We start from the raw sequence: 18,811 nt of genomic DNA, 5'->3' as shown, positions 1-18,811 counted from the left end.
GTAAATCATGACACCAGCATTCGAATTTATGGCGCAGTTTCCAGGGGTTAGCATGTCGTTTGATGACCCCGAAAGCATTGTACCGACCCGGTTTCATTACCCTGCGGACTACACACAAGAACAAATAGACGCTGTGAACGCAGCCGCACAGACGTTTAACTGGGCACCGCGCCCGGTGCCGAACCCGGCAGGTCTAAAACAGGCGCTGAATAACTCAGATTTGATAAGCGACCCGGTCAAAGTTCAACTGACACCGTATTTGGTGTTACTTGATTCGTACATACTGGACCCGGTCGGCACGAAAGAAGCATGGCAGCGTACCAAGAGGGTGCTTGATGTGAGCGACCAGGACGCTGCAATAATCGAACAAGCGGCAGCCAATTTCGGGATGAATCTATAATGCCAAAGAAACCAGGACCTAAAAACACACCAGAAGCGCTGAAAGAACTTGCCGGCAATCCAGGCAAGCGACCACTAAACACGAAGGAACCGAAGTTCCCTAAAGGAATGCCGACGGCGCCTTCGTATGTGGTGGCAAATGATTACGCATACGCGCTCTGGAAATCAGACGGCGCCATGCTTTTGAAAGCCGGCGTTCTCACACGCGCCGATCGCGAGATGTTCGCGCTTTACTGTATGACCGCATCACTTCTGAAGGAAGTCGAAGAAGAGTTAGCGACGCTTCCGCGCAAGGACGAAGGTAATAGCAAAAAGGTGTTTCCCTTTTTCAGCACTCCGAACAATTACCTTCAGGAACACCCGTTAATTGCTACTCGGGTAAAAGTGGCAAAGCTGTTAGACGAAGCATCAAGCGCGTTCGGCTTGACACCTTCGGCACGTTCGCGAATGCAGATACATGCCGCAGGACCAGGACCGAAAACGAAAGCCGAAAAAGAAGAAATCGACTTACTCGGACCAGTCGAGTAAAGATCTCTATTATTTCGACGAAGAAGCGGCGGACCGTGTTATTCGGTTCGCGCACTCCTACGCGCGGCACCAAAAAGGCGAATGGGCAGGACAGTTAATTCGGCTTGACCAGTGGGAAATCGACATCCTGCGAAAGCTGTTCGGCTGGAAGAAAAAATCAGATGGCACGCGAAGATATAAAACGCTGTACTTAGAAGTTCCGCGAAAGAACGGAAAGTCGCTGATAGGTGCAGTAATCGCGCTGTATATGCTGATTTCAGACGGCGAACCTGGCGCTGAAGTGTATTCAGCAGCGACGGACCGAAAGCAAGCATCAATCGTTTTCGACGTAGCCGCGCAGATTGTGAAAGCCGATCAAGCACTGTCGAAACGCTGCAAAGTCTATAAAGGCACGAAGACGATCACTGTCGAAAGAACGAATTCGAAGTATGTCGCGCTGTCAGCCGACGCATTCACCAAAGACGGGTTAAACGCCAGCTGCATTATCTTCGACGAATTACACGCGCAGAAGAAGCGCGAACTGTATGACGTTCTTCGTACCTCCATGGCAGCCCGCCGGCAGCCGTTAGAAGTTTATATTACGACTGCCGGTTCCGATATCGATACCATATGCGGTGAAGTTCACGACTACGCGACGAAAGTCGCCGACGGAACACTGGTCGACGACTCATTCCTGGGCGTTATCTTCGCGGCGGACAAAGACGACGACTGGACCAGCCCGAAAGTCTGGGCGAAGGCGAACCCCGGCTTCGGCGTTTCAGTGAAGCTGGCATATCTGGAAGATAAGTGTCGGGAAGCGCAGAATAAGCCGTCCTACGAGAATACGTTCAAGCGAAATCATTTAAACATCTGGACAGAAGCGGAAACTATCTGGATTCCGCGCGCGAAGCTCCTGAAGTGCAAAGCGAACTATTCGCAGATTGGAACAGAAGCTTATGGACAGCCGATCTGGGTCGCCGTCGACTTGTCGAAGCGTGTTGATATCACAGCCGTTTCGTTTACTTATTTGCATAACGAAAAGGTCATGCGAAATATTACACAAGGATTCATGCCGGAAGAAGTCGCGAAGGAACGCGAACAACAGGACAGAATCAAGTATTCGCAGTGGGCGAAAGAAGGCTGGCTCACGCTCACCGAAGGCGATGTCATCGATATAGATGTTATCTGCGATTGGATAGACGGACTAGCGGAACACTTCGACGTTCAGAAAGTTGGCGTCGACCCTTGGGGAAGCCAGGCGCTTCAGACGCGGCTAATCAAATCTGGTGCGCCAGTGATGGAATTCCGCCAGGGTACGAAAACAATGTCGCCGGTAATGAAAGACATGGAAGCCGCCGTTCAGACGCGCCAATGGCAGCATAACGGAAACCCCATGCTTCTCTGGATGTTCGCGAACTTGACGCCGTTCGTCGACAGCAGCGGAAACATGAAGCCCGACAAGTCGAAACGAAACAAGCGCATCGACGGCGCTGTTACTTCAATCATGTCAGCCGGTCTGGTGCTCGCAGACCTGGGCGAAGAAGTGAGTATCTACGAAACAGAGGACATCAAATTTCTATGAAGACAAAATTCGACGCTTTCGACTGGTGGACGCTGTCGGGAATGCTTGCATTCTGGTACGGAATCTATCAGTTCTCGCCGGCAGCCGCTTGGATGTTCGGTGGCATCGCGTTTCTGATTTACGGCACGACCGAAGGAAAGTTCGGACGAACAAAAAAGGGCGGTGATGAATAATGGGTCTATTTGCGAAATCAGTCCGTTCGGTCGTCCAGGACCTGGGGTCGATTGGTGTTCGATATCCCAGCGAACGGCTACTGTCGCTGTTCGGCGGCGGTCGTTATTCTTCGACGCCCAGCGGAAAAGAAGTAACACGAAAAACCGCGATGGAACTAACTCCAATTTATGCGGCGGTCACATACCGCGCGAAGATTCTGGCATCTGTTCCGCTGACGATTTATCAAAAGAAGAAAGGAAAGGTTGAAGAAGCTTTCGATCATGCACTGTGGGACCTTCTGAACTTTGCACCACAGAGGGACTTCGATACTTTTAGATGGCGCTTCCTCCAATCAGTCAACCTTGACCTTCGCGGTAACGCCCTAGCATACATTGATACCACAGGCGGTACTGTTCAAGAAGGCGGCGATATCAATCAGCTGATGGTCCTGGACCCTAATTGTGTAACGCCAGTTCTGAAGAACGGCACGCTTAGTTATATTGCTTACAATCATGCTACAGGAATGGAAATACCACTTCGCCGCGAAATGGTCCTGCATATCGTCGGCGGTGTCAGTGAGGACGGTTACTGGGGCGTTTCTCCAATCCATACGGCGAAGAACGCAGTCGGCGGAATGCTTGGACTGGAAGAATATTCTCAGACGATTTTCAAAAATGGTGCGCGCCTGGGCGGCGTGTTAACTCACCCGATGAAGATTTCACCTGAGCGCGCGAAGGCTCTCGAGGAAAAGTTTAACCAGCAGTATGCCGGCGCGCAGAACGCGCACAAAACAGCGCTGCTGGAAGAAGGCATGAAATTTACCGCGCAGTCAATGACCGCCGATGAAGCGCAGCTGATCGACCAGAAGAAGTTCAACGTTACCGAAGTCGCCAGACTGTTCGGAGTGAAAGCGCACAAGCTGGGCGACTTAACACAAATGGGTTATTCGTCGATTGAACAAGAATCGCTAGATAACGTTATCGACTGCGTTCACCCAGAAGCGCGCCGCTGGGAAAGCGCGATGAACTACCAGCTTCTTTCGAAGAAAGACCGCGCACGGGGATTTTTTATAAAGTTCAATCTACGCGGTCTGACGGCTGCAGACATGCAGACACGCTGGGCAGCTTACAACACCGCAAGAATGGGCGGCTGGATGAACGGCGACCAAATCCGCACGCTGGAAGATATGGACCCTATGGAAGGTAAGAAGGGCGAAATCTATCTTCAGCCTTCCGGCACGACCGAACTGGGCGCCGAACCGGCGCCGGCAGCAACACCGCCAGCACCACCACAGGACACGCCGCCGCCAGACCAGCCGCCGCCGGCGGACGCAAAACGCGAATATCAAGGACGCGCGAAAGCGGCTTTCAAGCGTGTCTTCGCGGACAAACTCGAAACAGTCCTGGCGAAAGAAATCGTTCAAGTGAACAAGACAGGCGAAGACAAGCTTGACGAACTCTATATTCGACATATCAAGTTCATTCAGACGGCGCTGGTTCCACAGCTGATCGGTTTCTGTGAAGCGGTCGTCGGTCCAGACCCGTCGCATGAAAGAAGTATGCAGGGCGTCGCCGAGTGGTACTCGCACCTTCACAGCAAGGCTTCGCGCGACGAACTGCGAATGAAGGACCGGGAAGAACTGGCGAAGCAGTGGAAGAACGAACGACCGATGCGCGCCGCCGACGCGCTAATTCAACACATTTCAGAAAAACTGGGGGTTACAGATGGCTGATCAGAAGTTAGAACGACGCGCATTCGCGCAAAAGGCGGAAGTCAGAACGAACGACGCCGGCATTAAAACAGTAACCGGTCACGCGGCGGTATTTAACAGAACATCTCTTCCTATATATGGAATGTTCTATGAAATCAACGAACCGGGCTGCTTTCGCGAAGCCCTGATGAAAGACTCGACAATCGTCCAGGCGGTTTATGCTCATAACGACGCGACGATTCCCTTCGCCGTGTTTCGTGGTGGCGGAAAACCAGGTTCGATGATTCTTCGCGAAGACGAAGTCGGTCTTTACTGCGAGTACGAACCACTCGATTCGGAAATGGGCAGGTCGCTTATAAAGTCAATCGAACGCGGCGACACCGACGGCATGTCTTATTCGTTCATTCCGCTGGATGAAGACTGGCGCGAAATGTATAACGGTCTACCACTCCGACGCATTCTAAAAGCGGATATTTTTGACACGACAGCGACGCCGAATCCAGCCTTTCCGTCGACTGATATTTCGGTTAGAAAACAAAATAATTCTTTGGAAATGGAACTGAAGGACTACGCGAACCTTATCGAAAGCCGCAGCGGAAAGCATATTTCGGAAGCCGAAAGCTACCTGATAGCGAACGAACTTCGCCGCCGACAGCTGCAACTTTTACGATTGACACTATAAACGGTGCCTGGTAGTCTTCGGTTACTTAATTGAAACGGCGGCGCGGTAGCGTCATTCGGTCGAAAGACAATACCCGCCTAAGATCCAGCCAGCATCAAGGTTTTGAAGCGCAAGGATCGCTAATCACGGTAAACGTGGTGTTCGCGATTCTTGCGTTTTTGTTTCTTGCGCAGCGAACACCCATGACAAAAAAGGTGTTCTCACATGCTGCAAGAACTAAAAGAAAAGAAAGAAAAGCGCATGAACATTCATGCGGAATGTACCGAAATTTTGAAACGCGCTGAAGACGAAAAGCGCAAGCTCAGCCCCGAAGAAGAAGCCAACTGGGAAAAGGGCATGGCTGATATCGACGACCTCGGTAAACAGTGCGAACGGTTAGAACGGACCCTGAAGCTTTCCGAAGACATCAATCGCGAAAACCGTGACGCATTGTTCGCTGACATCAAAACAAAACAGGAAGATCGCGAGAAAACCGAAGCCGGCAAGCGCGAAAAAGAGCGCGCCGAAAAGCGCCGCGCCGCCTTTTGCCACTACTTGCTGGAAGGTCGCCAGAACCTGAACGAAGAACAGCGCGGTCTTCTCTATGGCAACGATAGCAAGGGTGGCTTCCTTACTGCGCCCCCAGAATTTTCGCTGGACATGATCAAGGGCGTCGATGACATCACGATCATGCGTCAGATTTGCAAAGTCAGAAAGCCCCTGGATAAAGCCGAATCAATAGGCAACGTCACCAGGACAAGCCGTTACAACCCGTATGACTGGTCCGACCCAGAAACTTCAACGCCGGCAACGGAAGACGACAATCTGGCGTTCGGCGTGCGAGAAATGCAGCCACACAGACAGCGGAAAAAAGTATTCGTTTCGCTTTTGCTGCTTCGTCGCGCCATTCTCGACCCGACTCCTATCGTCATGGAAGAACTCATGACCGCGCTGGGATATTCCCAGGAAAACGCGTTCCTGACTGCTAGCGGTGTGAAGAAGCCCCTCGGTCTGTTCACTAACTCGTCAAATGGTCTTGATACCACGCGTGACGTGTCAACAGATAACACCGCTACTGGTGTCACCTACGACGGCATCCTGAACGCGCTCTATGCGCTCAAGGCTCAATATCAAGCCGTCGCAAAAATGATGTTTCACAGAAACACCGTTCTGATGCTTCGCAAGCTGAAAGACGGAAACGACAACTACCTTTGGCAGCCGTCAGTACAAGCCGGACAGCCCGACCTAATTCTAGGTCGTCCGTTCTACATGTCTGAATTCGTTCCAGCGACCTTCACCGCGAACGCCTATGTCGGCGTTATTGGCGACTTCAGCTGGTACTGGATTCAGGACGCCCTGGAAACAATGCTGACCAGATTGGACGAAGTCTACTTCGAACAAGGCAAGGTCTGTTTTATCTCCGATACCTGGACAGACGGCGCGCCAGTTCTTCCTGAAGCGTTCGTTCGCGTAAAGCTCGCAGCTTCGTAAGCCGCAAGCTGACCCAGTTTAAGTCGTTGGGAAAAGGCACCGTAACTGGTGCCGCCTCCCTTACAAATTTTGGAAGGTAAATTCAATGTCTACTTTTTTCACTGACAAAAAAATCACTAAAGTGGCGGCAGCTGCGACTTCAGCAGGCACAGCCGTAAACGGAACTGGTCTTTCGATGGAAGGCTTCGAAAACGTCATTTTTATGGCGGCGTTCGGAACTGCGAATGCAGGCAATTACCTGAAGGCGCAGGGTTCCGCAGATAACTCAACATGGGCTGACATCAAAGATTCGAAAGCTACGCCTGGCGCCGATGGCGACCTGGTAGCGCTTGAACTTTACGAAACCAGCGCCAATCACGCGTATGTGCGACCGGTCGGAATTCGCGCCGGCGCTAATACGACCCTGGGCGACATCATCGCGATCCAAACTCGTTCGAAGGTGAAGCCAACGACACAGCCTACGGGAACTGTCGCCAAGACAGTTTATTACACGCCAGAAGGCACGCCGTAACAGCCGGACCTACCCGGCGCTGTTTAAGTCTGGTGCGTTTTCCTCCGCTAGACACAGCGCCGGCGGTCCACCAACACAAGAGGAAAAAAAATGGCTAACGAAAAAACCGCTGAAAAAGCAAAGGTCGAAGTTCAAATCATGTTCACGCTTGCGACACCAGATATGGTGCGCCCCGCTATGTCAGTCGTCGCCTTCGAACCAGAAGTCGCTGCGACTCTTCTAGCTAACGGGCAAGCTCGCACGCTGGCAGCAATGAAAGAAGAAGAAGAAGCTCGCAAGGCTGCGGCAGCTGCACGACGCGAAGCAGCACAGGGCTAATACATGGGCGTCAAGACGACTACCAGCCCGAACGCAGAACCGCTTGACCTTGCTGAAGTCAAAGCGCACCTGCGCGTCGACCACGACGACCAGGACTTGTTAATTCAAGGCTTGATCACAGCGTCACGCGAATTCGCGGAAAACTACACGCAGCGAAGTTTTATTACTCAAGAAATTACGCAAACGCATGACTGTTTTCCGAATGGTAGTCGTCCTGATGATACCCGCATCATCGAACTTGAAAAGGGTCCGGTCCAAGCGGTTCTAGCGGTCCAGTATTTCGACGAAGTCGCCGGCGCATACGCAACTATCGACCCCGCCGATTATCAGGTTTCCCTGACCAGCGATAACAAAGATCGCCTAGCGCCGGCACCTGGCAAAAACTGGCCTAGTACGAATCCTGAGCGCCTGGACGCCGTCAAGATTCGCTCCCGCTGCGGCTATGGCGGCACGGGCGCCCTGGTCCCTCGGCAAGCGCGTAACGCCATGCTGATGCTTATCGCCCTGTGGTACGCGAACCCCGAAGCCTTTTTACTCGCCCAGCAAGGACAAGAATTCCCGGTTCCTATCGGATTCGATGCGCTGCTGTGGTCTATCCGTTCATTCTGAAACTGAGGCATCATGCGCGCTGGCAATCTCAACCGACGAATAACAATCGTTCGAAAGCCGCTAACGCTTCGACGCGATGGCACCACATATAGTGATGAATCCAAAACGATCGAACTAACAGTCTGGGCGAAATACCAGCCTGTGAAGGGCACCGACCGCCTGGGCGCAGATAACGAAATCGCGTCCGCCGACACGATGTTCACGATTCGCTTTCGTTCAGATTTCACGCCGACGCCTTACGACTTCGTCAAGTTCCAGGGCGAAGAATACGACATCACAGAAGTTCGGCATCTTGGCTTAAACGAAGGCTGGCAGCTAATGACGACATGCCGACGCTTAACAGCACAGCCGCAGGTAATGGAATCATGACGACTTCAAAAGAACAATACATTCGTGATTACCTGGCGAACGACGCCCAGCTGAAGGCGCTTGTCGGCGACCGCATTTATTCAGAAACGCCGCCGTCAGTAAAAGGCTCATACATATATTTCTTTCTTCAGGCTGAACTTCCTGATTCCGGCTTGAACGAACTTAGCGGTCTTGTCGAAACGCATTATCAGTTTGACTGCTGGTCGCCAGACCCGCAGACGGCGCGCGCCTTGCGTGACCGCGTAAAGAAAATATTCGGACCGATGTCAAATTCAGTCATTTCGCAGACGAAGCAGAACGCTACGTCCGATCTGTTCGACGATTCGACGCGCGATATGAACGCGATGGTGTCGTTCGAACTGACCTTCTGTTGCGAGGCACCGACACCGTATGGCTAAGGGCACCTACGAATCGAAAGGTTTTGTCGAACTGGTCGCGCGGCTTCAGTCGCTGAAAGACGATGCGTTCGCGGACAAAATTGTCAAAGATTCGATGATGAAAGCGTCGTTAGTCATTCGCGACGCAGCGAAGCGCGAAGCGCCGAAGGTATCCGGTCGCCTTGAATTATTCATTGGGCGCACTGTCGGAAAAGATGCCGAAGGCATGTTCGTTTGTCGCGTCGGTCTAATCAAGTTCGGCGGCAAGTTCGGCAAATCGCAGCTATCACGATTCGGACGCTTAAAGCGCGGCGAACACCGCCTGGGCGTCCAACTTACAAAAGACGCCTGGTATGGGCGCATCGTACACAACGGCAGCAAATACCAGAAGGCAAATCCATTTTTACTTCGCGCATTTGTCGCGAACAAAGAAGGCTACACCACGAAACTAGCCGAAATTCTTCGCGAACGGCTGGACAAAGTGGCTAGGAAAACCGCTTGACACAAGACAGTTAGGAGAAAACCAAAATGGCACGAACAGACATTCCAGTAACTACGGTTGCTTCAATCAATCAGCAAGCCGCTAACTCGTTTGACGTAGCTGGCACCGCTGCCGATACCAGTAATGGCAACTCGTTCACGGTGACCGGTCGCGAAATGCTACTGGTGGAAAACACCGACGACGACACAGCCTATACCTTCACCGTCGCATCAGCGCCAGACAGACTTCTAAGAACTGCCGACATCGTCAACTATTCGCTGAACTTCGGCGAAAAAGCGCTTCTAGGTCCTTTCCCGATGGAAGGCTGGAACAACAGCGGCAAAGTCAACCTGAACGCTAGCAACGCGGCTATCAAATTCCTTCCTTTCCGTATTCCTAACACGCTGTAAGAACAGCCTGGTCTGCGGTCTTTCGTGTCCTTTCTCTAGAATGAGGTTCTAACAAAAATGTCTAACGCAATGACGACAAGGCGGACAAAGTTCTTCCGCAAAATCGCCGGTCTATGGGTATCCGTCGCTGAAATTACCGACGTAGCCGGACCTGGTTTTAAGCGTGACGTTACCGAAGTAACACACCTTGACTCACCAGACGGCTACAAAGAATTCAAGGGCGCAAACCGCGAAGCCGGCGACTTCACGCTGTCAATGAATTACGTACCCAGCGACGTTAACCAGAATCAGTCGACTGGATTCATGGCTGATTTTCATAGCGACGAACCTCAGGACTACTGCGTTCAGTACCCTGATTTGTCAGGTTATGAATTTCAAGGCTTGATCACGGGTAACGAAATCACAGCCAAGAATAACGACAAAGTGTCGGCGCAAGTCGGAATCAAAGTGACCGGCAAGCCGGTTCCTTTCACTAACACAGCACACTAAAACGCATCGCCCGGCTGGTATCTATCAGCAATGGTGCCAGCCAGGCTTGCACACATAAGAGGAAAAACGAACTATGTCTACAGAGGAAAACGCAGTCGCTATCAACAGCCTGGAAGCTTTCAAAGTCGCCCAGGAACTGAAGTCGGAAACCGTTTCGGCGGAAGGAATAACAGTCACAATTCGACAGATAGCAATCGGCGACCTGAATAATTTTCTGTTCGAAACTACTAATCGGCTTGCAATCGAAAAGAAGAAAGCAGACGAAGATCCCGAATATGTTTCGACCTACAATCCAGGAATCATCTTGCTCGCTAAATGCCTGGCATTCGCGAACGGCGAACCTATGTTTTCATCCGAAGAAGAAGGCGTCGATTTCTTATCGAAGTGTCAGCCGCGCTTGATTCGAAAGCTAATGAAAGCTAGTCAGGACCTCAATCCATACACTGACGAACAAGTCGAAGAAGTCGCAAAAAACTAAGAAGGTCGCCCGACAGGTTCCTATACCGACTAATGCTTGAACTCAAGATTCCAACAAAACGCGAACTACTTAGTCGCCTGTCGCCTCAAGACCTATTGGAATGGAAAGCGTTCTATCGATTGGAACCCTTCGGCTGCCAGGTCGCCGACATTCGCATCACCAGATTAATCCGCCTAATAACACGTAATTTCGAATACGACTTCCCAGGCTGGCTAGACGCGAAGTTCGACGAACAGGAAGAAGAAGAAAGCAAGCGACCACGCTGGAAAAAAGTACAGGAAAAACTAAACGCCGGAATGGAAATGATGATGGCGTTCTTCGACGGAAAGAAGGAAGACTAACTTATGCCTTCAATTGGTGATCTCTATACAAAGATGCGGCTGGATTCCACAGAGTGGGAAACCGGCATTGCGAAGGCGTCTAAGTCCATTAAAAAAATGGAACAAGATGTCGAACACGCAGCGAATGCTATAGAAAAATCAATTGAAGGCATTAAGCGCAGTATCGAAGCGATAGCGGTCGTAGAAATCCTAAAAGAAGGTTTCACGAAGCTAGTCGAAGAATCTAGCCAGGCTAGCGACGCCTTCGCGCAAGTGGAAGCGCGCATTCGTTCGACTGGTGGCGCCGCCGGTGTCACAGCCAAACAAGTCGCAGCGCTATCTGAAAAGCTGGGCGATCTGAATGGTATTGACGACGATGTTATCAATTCGATGGAAGGCGTTCTTCTGTCGTTCACCAGCATTTCTAAACAAGAATTGCCGCGCGTAACTCAGGCAGTTATCGACCTTTCCGTCGGAATGAAGATGGACCTGAAGGCGGCAGCTGTGCAGGTCGGAAAGGCTATGAATGACCCCATTAAGGGCGTTCAATCTTTGCAGAAAGAAGGCGTCAAGCTAACAGAAGCGCAGAAGGACCTGGTCGCCGGTCTGGTCAAAACCGGACAGACAGCGAAAGCCCAGGCGATAATCCTGAAGGAACTGGAAACGGAATTCGGCGGCGCTGCGGCTGCCGCGCGTAACACTATGGGCGGTGCTCTCGGTGCGCTGAAAGTGGCGTTCGACGACTTGTTCAAAACAGCGCAAGATACTAAGGGAATGGCAGCATTCCGCGAAGGTATCGAAACTAGCATCGTCGCTCTTAGGAACTTTCAGAAGGCGCTAGGAAACGCGAATGATGATTCGGACGTGTTCTGGCAAAACATGCAAATATTTGGCGCGACATTCACCGTTGTTTTCGCTGACATGGGACTAGCTGCGAAGCACGCCGCGAACACTGTCGCGGCTGCTTTTGAATCTATGATGCCGAAGCACCCTGAAGAATTCTTAGGACCTCTCGGGCAGTTTATCCAGGGCGTTCATAACCAAATTCAGGCGGACGCGAAGGACGGTTCGAAAGACTATGTCGGTCAGTTCTTACAGCCATTGATCGACGGCTGGAAGAAAGCCGGTGAAACCGCGCGTAAGAACATGCACGACATGGACGCCGCGTCGAAAAAGTTCAAGCCTGGCGCCGGCGATACAAGCGGACCGAAAGCTTCCGAAATCACAGAAGCCGAAAAGGCGGTCAAAAAGCAAAATGAAGAATGGAAGAAGCAGTCGGAAATAGCCGTCGACACGCTGAACACATACAAGCAGAAAACCGATGCACTTAAAAACGAACTAAACGGCGTAAAGGAAATCACCGACTACGAACAGGCGCGCCTCAAAATAATGAAGCAGACAGCGCTGACCGACGAACAGCGTAAAGTCGCACTGGAAGCCCTAGCAGGACTTGAGAAAGAACGCCTAAAAACTAATCAGGCGATGGCGGTCAAGGACGACGAAAAGCGTCTAGACAAAATTCTGGCGGACGAGAAAGAAAAACTCAAACAAGCGCAGAACGAACTAGCAGGCAAGAAAGAACTAAACGTCGTCGAACAAGCACAGAAACAAATCGACGACGCGATTCGCGCCGGCAAAGAAATGACGGCGGCAAAACAGAAGGAAATTCTGGATACTGCCAGGGAACTTTTGAAAGTCGAAGAACTGCAAAAACAAGCTGACGCTTATGCAGACATGGACAAGATCACAGCAGCGCTCAAAGAACAAGCCGACGAAGCCCAGCTAAAACTGCAAGGTCAAGAGAGTCTAATACCACTTTTGCGCGCGGAAAAACAGCTTCGCGAAGACGCGAAGAAAGCCGGCATCGACGAAAACGATTCTGTCTTTCAGGACCGCCTGAAAAAACTTCGTGAAACTAGCGCGGAACTGGAAAAGAATAACGCGCTGATTCAGTCGCAGAAAGACAGGATCGACGCGATTGTCAGTTCAACTGATTCATGGAAGAAAAAGCAAAAAGAACTGAACGACCTGCTAGCCAGCACTGATCCGAAGCTGAAAATCACACAGCAGCAATATTCAGACGCGATGAAAAAGATCGCATCGGATGCGAACAAGACGAACGACAGCGCTAAGGCGTTCGTTAGCAACATGAAAAAAGGTCTGGAAGACGCGATATTCAACGGCAAAAAATTGACTGACGTGTTCAAGGACATGGGCAAACAGTTGGCGCAATTAGCAGCCCAGCAGCTTCTGTTTAAACCGCTTGAACAGTGGCTAGGCGGTGGTATGCAAGGCGGTCTTGGCGGTCTTGGAAAGTCGCTCTTTAGCCCTGTCGGAAATATTTTCGGCGGGTTAGGAAAGCTTCTGAAGTTCGCGGACGGTGGTCGTCATCCTGCGAATCAGCCGTTCCTGGTGGGCGAAAAAGGACCAGAAATAATCATCCCCGACGGCGGTTCCGGCACCGTCATTCCGAATCATGACCTACATAAATACAACTACGGCGCAGGGCTTCCAGGCTATGCGCTGGGCGGTCGATACGGCTTCAGCCTGGGCAACTCGCTAAGCGGCAGCGCAGGAACCGCTGGCGGTGGCTCAAGCGGAATGCGCGCGCCGACGACCGACGACTTCCTGGCTATCTGGCAGGCATATTATCACGCGCAATACGACGACTTCTATAAGCGCCAGTCTGAAGGCGACAAGACCATATCACAATTCATGGTAGCTTCAGCTGAAGCCAGAATGAAACAATGGGACAGCTACACTTCGGCTAGCGCCCAGGGCTTCCAATTCTTCGCTAACGGTCTGCCGGCACTTATGGCGCAGTACCCGAACGCTTTTGGCGGAATCGACCCAGCCGTTCTGAACTGGTTCAAGAGCAGCGGCGTTCCGAACCTTCTTCCAGGTTTTCCCGCCCAGCCTATGTCGCCCCTGGGCGGTGATGGTGGTAGCGGCGATGGTGGCGTCGTTCCGACCGACGGAAGCTATGGACCCGTTAATCCTTATTCTGGTTTCAGCACTTCCGGCGGAAATTATCCTGGCGGTTCTGGCTATCTGGGCAGCGCGAACTATGGCACAGGCACCGCCTGGGATGGCACTAGCCCTGGCTACAATTACGGCGCGCGCGGCGGCGCCCAGCGGTTCATCGGCGCGCCGACCGAAGCCGACGGTTCACACTGGACCGGCGTATCGGATTATAACGGCTTGCCTGGTCGGAACGGCTACAAAGAAATGGCGGACAAGGTCGCACAGGGCATAACTGGCGGTCTGTCGAAAGGCGTTTCGGAAGCGATAGCCAGCGGCACGGGAGGAACCTTGGCGCCGTTCTCCGGTGGCTTCCAGACGGGCGAAGGCGGCGGAAATATGGACGGTTCGCCATTGCAGCCGAGCGACTTTATCGACCAGATACCAAGCAATTTCAAAGACAGCGGTTTGACTGATCGCGGTGACGCTTCGCTGAACCAGCACTTCTATGATCTCTGGAAAGACTTTTGTACCGAAGCGACCGGCGAACAGCAGCGCGACGCGCGCGAACGCTGGGAACAAAGCGGCGCCCGGCATAACATAAGTTTTTCAGACTGGGTAACGGCGCAGATCGAAGCGGCTATAAAAACGCCACTATATAAAGCCTGGGAAACTTCATTCAGTAAAGGCATGAGCCTGTCTTTCGAAGAATGGCTAGCGACACCACTGGCGACACTAGGCGTCAACATTCCCAAAATCAGTACTGGCAAAATTCCAGGCTTTGCCAGCGGCGGAAGACCGCCAGTCGGCGACCTTGCACTGGTCGGCGAAAACGGACCAGAACTGTTCATCAGCGACCGCGCAGGAACGATCATTCCAAACGGCGCTTCCTATGCCGGCGGAAGCATGACGCAGCACATAAACATTCAGAACGCCAGCCCGCATCATGAAGCAAAGGTCACGCAGCACGGCAAGAACTTACAAATCGAATTCGAAGAACGCCAGCGTCACGGCATGGCTAGCGCTTCCTCGAAAGCCGCGCTCAAGCAAAACTTCCCGAACGTCAAACCCAGTTTCACGAGGCACTCATAATGCCAGTATTTCCGCTGAACAAATTCTTTCTTCAGGGCAGCGTCACAGAACAGCCCCAGGATAACGTTCGACGAACCGACAATGACGCCGGTCCACAGAAGACCAGGCGCCGCTATACGGCGAAGGTCAACACGTTTAACGGTCAGCTTTTCCTGAACGGCGCAGAAAAGAAGACGCTGAAGCTGTTCTTCGATAATGAATGCGCTGACGGCGCGGTTCCGTTTACCTGGATTCATCCGTTCGAAGGAACGCCGGTGTCTATGCGCCTCGTGGGCACACCGCAGTTCCAGCACGTTAGCGGCTCAATCAATCAAGGCGCCCGCAGTATGTTCTTCCGATGCAGCCTGACGGTGGAAATTCTGCCATGAGAATTTTTAGCACACTAGCAAAACACGCCATGAACGACCAGCACAATAAAGGGCAGGTCTGGCTTTATCTGTGCGAAATTTCGTCGCCAATTTTTCCGACACAGCGCTTCGTCGACAATAACGAAGACATCGTATCTGGTGGCAATACATACCAGAAACGCACCTTTACTTTTCAGCCGCCGGCGGAATCCGAAGACAATTCAGATCCTACAGGAACGCTTCGCCTGGACAATGTCGACCTAACGCTGGGTAAGCTCCTGGTCCTTATGCAGCGCGACGCCGAAATCACGGTGTCGATTTCCAAAATCATCGCGGCGGAACCGGACACACTTCTATGGACGCAGACATATGCGCTGCGGCAGCTGCAATGTGACGACCAGGCTGTCGAACTTACTCTAGGCGCGGAAGACGCACTAAGCGAAGGTCTTCCCTGGCTTGTCTACTCACTTGGCGCGAATGAAGGGCTGTTCGAACTTGGTCAGTATATCGCTGGTACTAACTTCGGTGGCGCGCCAGTGAACGTCGACTTCGCGCACGGCGAAGAACCGCCAGGGGGTTAATATGGATTTCGCGAAAAACTGGACACCAGCTGTCAGATATCATCCGCTATTCAATCCGATAGCGCCGGCAGCGCCTAACACTTCGACACCGCCCCAGGTGGCACAGCAGACCGCGCCAATGGTGCCACAGCTGACCGGCTCTAGTAACGTCGCCAATAAATGGGGCAAAGTCGGGCGCGTCCTGGGCAAGCCTAAACAAATCTTTCCGAACCGGGCATGTCAGCCCTACACTGAAATCATAAATATCTTCGACGGCACCGTTCTTTACCCGGGTTATCAGCCGACGAACCGCTGGCAAAATTATTCGTTTATCAATCTTGTTTACGAAATAGGTCCTGGTCCCGTCTTCCTGACGAATTATTTTTTCCAGAATCCGAACGGTCCAGGCGTACTGCCGATGACAGAAGCGAACTTTCCGCGTCATGTAATGCAGGTTACATCGGGGTTTAAGAACGACCCGCCGATCACTCTTTATCCGCTGTGCTGTCAACAGACGAACCTGTCCGACGTTAAACTGACGCAGAACGTCACGCAGATTTACGACGTTCCTTCGAACGATGTCGAATGGATTGAACTAGACTTCGCCTTTCCGCGTGGTCTATATCACCGCAATTCGAACACGCCACCATATGGTCAAGCGCCTGGATATGTGGAAGTTCAACTGATCGCACGAAACAAAGAAACGAACGAATCAATCGTTCTGAAGTCCTACACAAGCAACGCCGGCAGTCAGTATTCATTCCGCGACAGTACTGGAAAGATGCGCGTTCCGAAGGGTAACTATGAAATCCTCGTCACGCGTGTTAACGCCGAAACGACTGACACAGACGACCAGGCGCCGCGAACCATTTCCGAAATCCAGCTGATAGCTATCAAGGGATTCAAGAACAAGCCGGCGTTTCAGCAGTTCAGAAAGGACCGGCACGGGCGGATTATTCCGCTGTCGTTTATCGCGATGCGCATTCTTTCGACAGACAATCGCGACGACGGCACCGAAGACCGCACTGTTAATGGTGCTGTGTCGAACAACAATTCGCCGTATTATCCAGTCAATTCGTCCACGCCGGCATATGGCGGGCATATTTTCAATGCTCAATACTTCCAGAATGCGCCAAATTCCAGCGTCTTCAATCCTCTGGTGGCGCTGAATGGCACACTGCCGGCGTTCCGCTGCGATGCTCAATCTTTGCTTTCATATTGGAACGGCGCGAACTTCGCTAGTCACCCAAACAATGATCTAAACATGGTCCTGGACGGTCGCGCCCTGGTATCGCCAGCGGTGATAGACGCTTCCGACAATCCGTCGGACTGCGGTCTTCTGGTTCTCACTTCCGGCGCTCTCAATTACAACGCCCTGGACTGCAATAGAATCGACGGCGACAGTTTCAAAAAGGCGCATGAATGGTGTGTCGCGAACGATTTTCGCTGCGACGGTGTAGTCGCCGAAGACATTAGCGCGTTCGAACTTCTGAACCAGATCGGCGCAACTGCCAGGATGCAGTTCGTTAAGAACGACGATTCACACCGCGTTATTATCGACAGACCGCGCGTTCTAAATACCGAAGTCGCCCAGCACTTTTGTTCACGCAATTACAAGAATTTCAAGGTCACGAAAACATTTCTGACCGACGGAATTCCGCACGCGATACTAGCTCAGTTCCTGGACGAAACGACAGCTTATAAAGGCGACGGACCGCAGCAGGGCGAAGTATTGATCTGCCGCGACGGCTACACGCCAGAAACCGTCTATAAACTTTTGCGGCAAGATTTCCCGTATGTCACGCGCGAAAGTCAGGTCTACAAGCTCGCCCGGCATATGCTCGAAACTTTCCAGCAGCGCGGCACATATTACGAATTCACGACCGAAACTGACGGCTACATATTGAACCAGGGCGACTTGATTCTAGTTAACAGCCCGGTCGTTTGGGATGTTAACAACAGCGGCAAAATCTTGGAAGTTCTGACCAGCGGCGGCTATGTGACCGGCTTCATCGTCGACGAACAGCTGATATCTTCAGCCGACTACGATTCGGGCACTACGTATAGTATCAGGGTCCGCTGTGCTAATAACCTGGGCGTCACGTTCGAAAACGTTTCAATTACGCCGGATTCCAATCGTGTCGACCTGGCTTCGCCTGTTATCTGGTATGACGACGACGCGCATCCGAATGCCGGCGACTTGCTCATGTTCGGCGAAGACCCTGTTCATGAATGCCTGGTGACAAACGTCGCGCCGGACGCTGAAGGCAACGTTCAAATTACCTGTACTGATGCAGCGCCAGGCGTTCACTATGTTGATGGTTCTATAGAACTTCCTTCGACTGGACAAGTCGGCGTATTACCACGTAATACAAACCCACTTGCGACGCCGACTATTCTGTCGCATTCAGTCCACAATTTATCAATCACTCTCGAAATGCAACGCCCAGGTTATTCGCAGTACGTCGATAAATTCCAGTTCTCTTATAAGAAATCGACAGACCCAGATGAACAGAAATACTGGCAGGGTAACACGATCATTTCTAAGCGGCTGGGCGTCGTCTATATCACGGTGCCGGAACCTGGCGAATACGACGTTCGCGTTCGCACTATGCGCGATACCGCCTATGTTTCGTCCTGGGCATCGGTCAGCGGAATAGTAGTCGAATCAATCAATCGAACATTCGACATCGAAGTCGGCGTCGTCGGCGAATTTGTCGACCCGCGAATATTCGTTACTTACGACGCGAAAGTCGGCGCCGAAGAATCAGCGACGGTCCTGGACCTGGAAGACGGCGCTATGCAGGTCGCTTTCGATGTGCCGATCCGCGCGGCGACGAACACGGTCGAAGACCTGGAAGACGGAAATATCTATGTGTCGTTCGACATCATTGTCGGCACCGGACAAGCAAAGAAACGCTAAGAGGAAAAGCGAATGGAAGAAGAACAACAAACGAAAGTAACGCTAGGAAAAGGCTTGCAAGG

Annotated in this window: 20 protein-coding genes; all 20 read left to right on the top strand. The window is 52.0% G+C overall.

The features are described 5' to 3' along the window. Positions 1-7 precede the first annotated feature (7 nt). Positions 8-400: a hypothetical protein gene (locus EKK48_12310; protein RTL42761.1), complete on the top strand. Its 393-nt coding sequence runs from the start codon at positions 8-10 to the stop codon at positions 398-400. Further along, complete coding sequence (locus EKK48_12305; GenBank protein RTL42760.1) at positions 400-927, top strand: P27 family phage terminase small subunit; 528 nt, start codon at positions 400-402, stop codon at positions 925-927. Before EKK48_12310 ends, EKK48_12305 begins: the two co-directional genes overlap by 1 nt. Then, positions 857-2,488 (top strand): terminase large subunit, encoded by a 1,632-nt coding sequence (locus EKK48_12300; GenBank protein ID RTL42759.1) that lies wholly within the window; start codon positions 857-859, stop codon positions 2,486-2,488. The genes EKK48_12305 and EKK48_12300 overlap by 71 nt, the downstream gene beginning before the upstream one ends. 172 nt (positions 2,489-2,660) lie before the next feature. Next, positions 2,661-4,373 (top strand): phage portal protein, encoded by a 1,713-nt coding sequence (locus tag EKK48_12295; protein RTL42758.1) that lies wholly within the window; start codon positions 2,661-2,663, stop codon positions 4,371-4,373. Further along, positions 4,366-5,034 carry an HK97 family phage prohead protease gene (locus EKK48_12290; GenBank protein ID RTL42757.1) on the top strand — a complete coding sequence of 223 codons (669 nt, stop codon included), beginning with the start codon at positions 4,366-4,368 and terminating at the stop codon, positions 5,032-5,034. Before EKK48_12295 ends, EKK48_12290 begins: the two co-directional genes overlap by 8 nt. Before the next feature lie 204 nt (positions 5,035-5,238). After that, on the top strand, positions 5,239-6,504 hold the full coding sequence (locus EKK48_12285; GenBank protein ID RTL42756.1) for a phage major capsid protein: 1,266 nt from the start codon (positions 5,239-5,241) through the stop codon (positions 6,502-6,504). A gap of 85 nt (positions 6,505-6,589) precedes the next feature. After that, on the top strand, positions 6,590-7,015 hold the full coding sequence (locus tag EKK48_12280) for a hypothetical protein (protein RTL42755.1): 426 nt from the start codon (positions 6,590-6,592) through the stop codon (positions 7,013-7,015). Between the two features lie 90 nt (positions 7,016-7,105). Further along, entirely contained in the window at positions 7,106-7,333 is a 228-nt protein-coding gene (locus EKK48_12275) for a hypothetical protein (GenBank protein ID RTL42754.1), read from the top strand. A gap of 3 nt (positions 7,334-7,336) precedes the next feature. Beyond that, positions 7,337-7,942, top strand: a complete 606-nt coding sequence (locus tag EKK48_12270; GenBank protein ID RTL42753.1) for a hypothetical protein — start codon at positions 7,337-7,339, stop codon at positions 7,940-7,942. A gap of 12 nt (positions 7,943-7,954) precedes the next feature. After that, positions 7,955-8,311, top strand: coding sequence for a head-tail adaptor protein (locus tag EKK48_12265; GenBank protein ID RTL42752.1), 357 nt, complete (start codon positions 7,955-7,957; stop codon positions 8,309-8,311). Further along, a complete protein-coding gene (locus EKK48_12260; GenBank protein RTL42751.1) occupies positions 8,269-8,709 on the top strand; it encodes a DUF3168 domain-containing protein in 441 nt (146 codons plus the stop codon). Before EKK48_12265 ends, EKK48_12260 begins: the two co-directional genes overlap by 43 nt. Next, positions 8,702-9,190, top strand: a complete 489-nt coding sequence (locus tag EKK48_12255) for a hypothetical protein (GenBank protein ID RTL42750.1) — start codon at positions 8,702-8,704, stop codon at positions 9,188-9,190. The genes EKK48_12260 and EKK48_12255 overlap by 8 nt, the downstream gene beginning before the upstream one ends. Before the next feature lie 26 nt (positions 9,191-9,216). Continuing rightward, complete coding sequence (locus tag EKK48_12250; protein RTL42749.1) at positions 9,217-9,579, top strand: hypothetical protein; 363 nt, start codon at positions 9,217-9,219, stop codon at positions 9,577-9,579. A gap of 57 nt (positions 9,580-9,636) precedes the next feature. Beyond that, positions 9,637-10,068: a hypothetical protein gene (locus EKK48_12245; protein ID RTL42748.1), complete on the top strand. Its 432-nt coding sequence runs from the start codon at positions 9,637-9,639 to the stop codon at positions 10,066-10,068. A gap of 73 nt (positions 10,069-10,141) precedes the next feature. Further along, on the top strand, positions 10,142-10,546 hold the full coding sequence (locus EKK48_12240) for a hypothetical protein (protein ID RTL42747.1): 405 nt from the start codon (positions 10,142-10,144) through the stop codon (positions 10,544-10,546). A 32-nt stretch (positions 10,547-10,578) separates the two neighbouring features. Further along, the gene (locus EKK48_12235) at positions 10,579-10,887 is read left to right on the top strand and encodes a hypothetical protein (GenBank protein ID RTL42746.1); all 309 of its coding nucleotides are present in this window, start codon (positions 10,579-10,581) and stop codon (positions 10,885-10,887) included. A 3-nt stretch (positions 10,888-10,890) separates the two neighbouring features. Continuing rightward, positions 10,891-14,919, top strand: a complete 4,029-nt coding sequence (locus EKK48_12230) for a hypothetical protein (protein ID RTL42745.1) — start codon at positions 10,891-10,893, stop codon at positions 14,917-14,919. Further along, positions 14,919-15,287 carry a hypothetical protein gene (locus EKK48_12225; GenBank protein ID RTL42744.1) on the top strand — a complete coding sequence of 123 codons (369 nt, stop codon included), beginning with the start codon at positions 14,919-14,921 and terminating at the stop codon, positions 15,285-15,287. Before EKK48_12230 ends, EKK48_12225 begins: the two co-directional genes overlap by 1 nt. Beyond that, positions 15,257-15,847 carry a DUF1833 domain-containing protein gene (locus tag EKK48_12220; GenBank protein ID RTL42743.1) on the top strand — a complete coding sequence of 197 codons (591 nt, stop codon included), beginning with the start codon at positions 15,257-15,259 and terminating at the stop codon, positions 15,845-15,847. The genes EKK48_12225 and EKK48_12220 overlap by 31 nt, the downstream gene beginning before the upstream one ends. A 1-nt stretch (position 15,848) precedes the next feature. Further along, positions 15,849-18,749 (top strand): hypothetical protein, encoded by a 2,901-nt coding sequence (locus tag EKK48_12215; GenBank protein ID RTL42742.1) that lies wholly within the window; start codon positions 15,849-15,851, stop codon positions 18,747-18,749. Positions 18,750-18,811 lie beyond the last annotated feature (62 nt).

The sequence above is a fragment of the Candidatus Melainabacteria bacterium genome, from assembly GCA_003963305.1.
Classification (GTDB): Bacteria; Cyanobacteriota; Vampirovibrionia; order Obscuribacterales; family Obscuribacteraceae; genus PALSA-1081.
The sequence above is the reverse complement of the archived record's forward strand: the minus strand, read 5'-3'. Positions and strand labels throughout refer to the sequence as shown.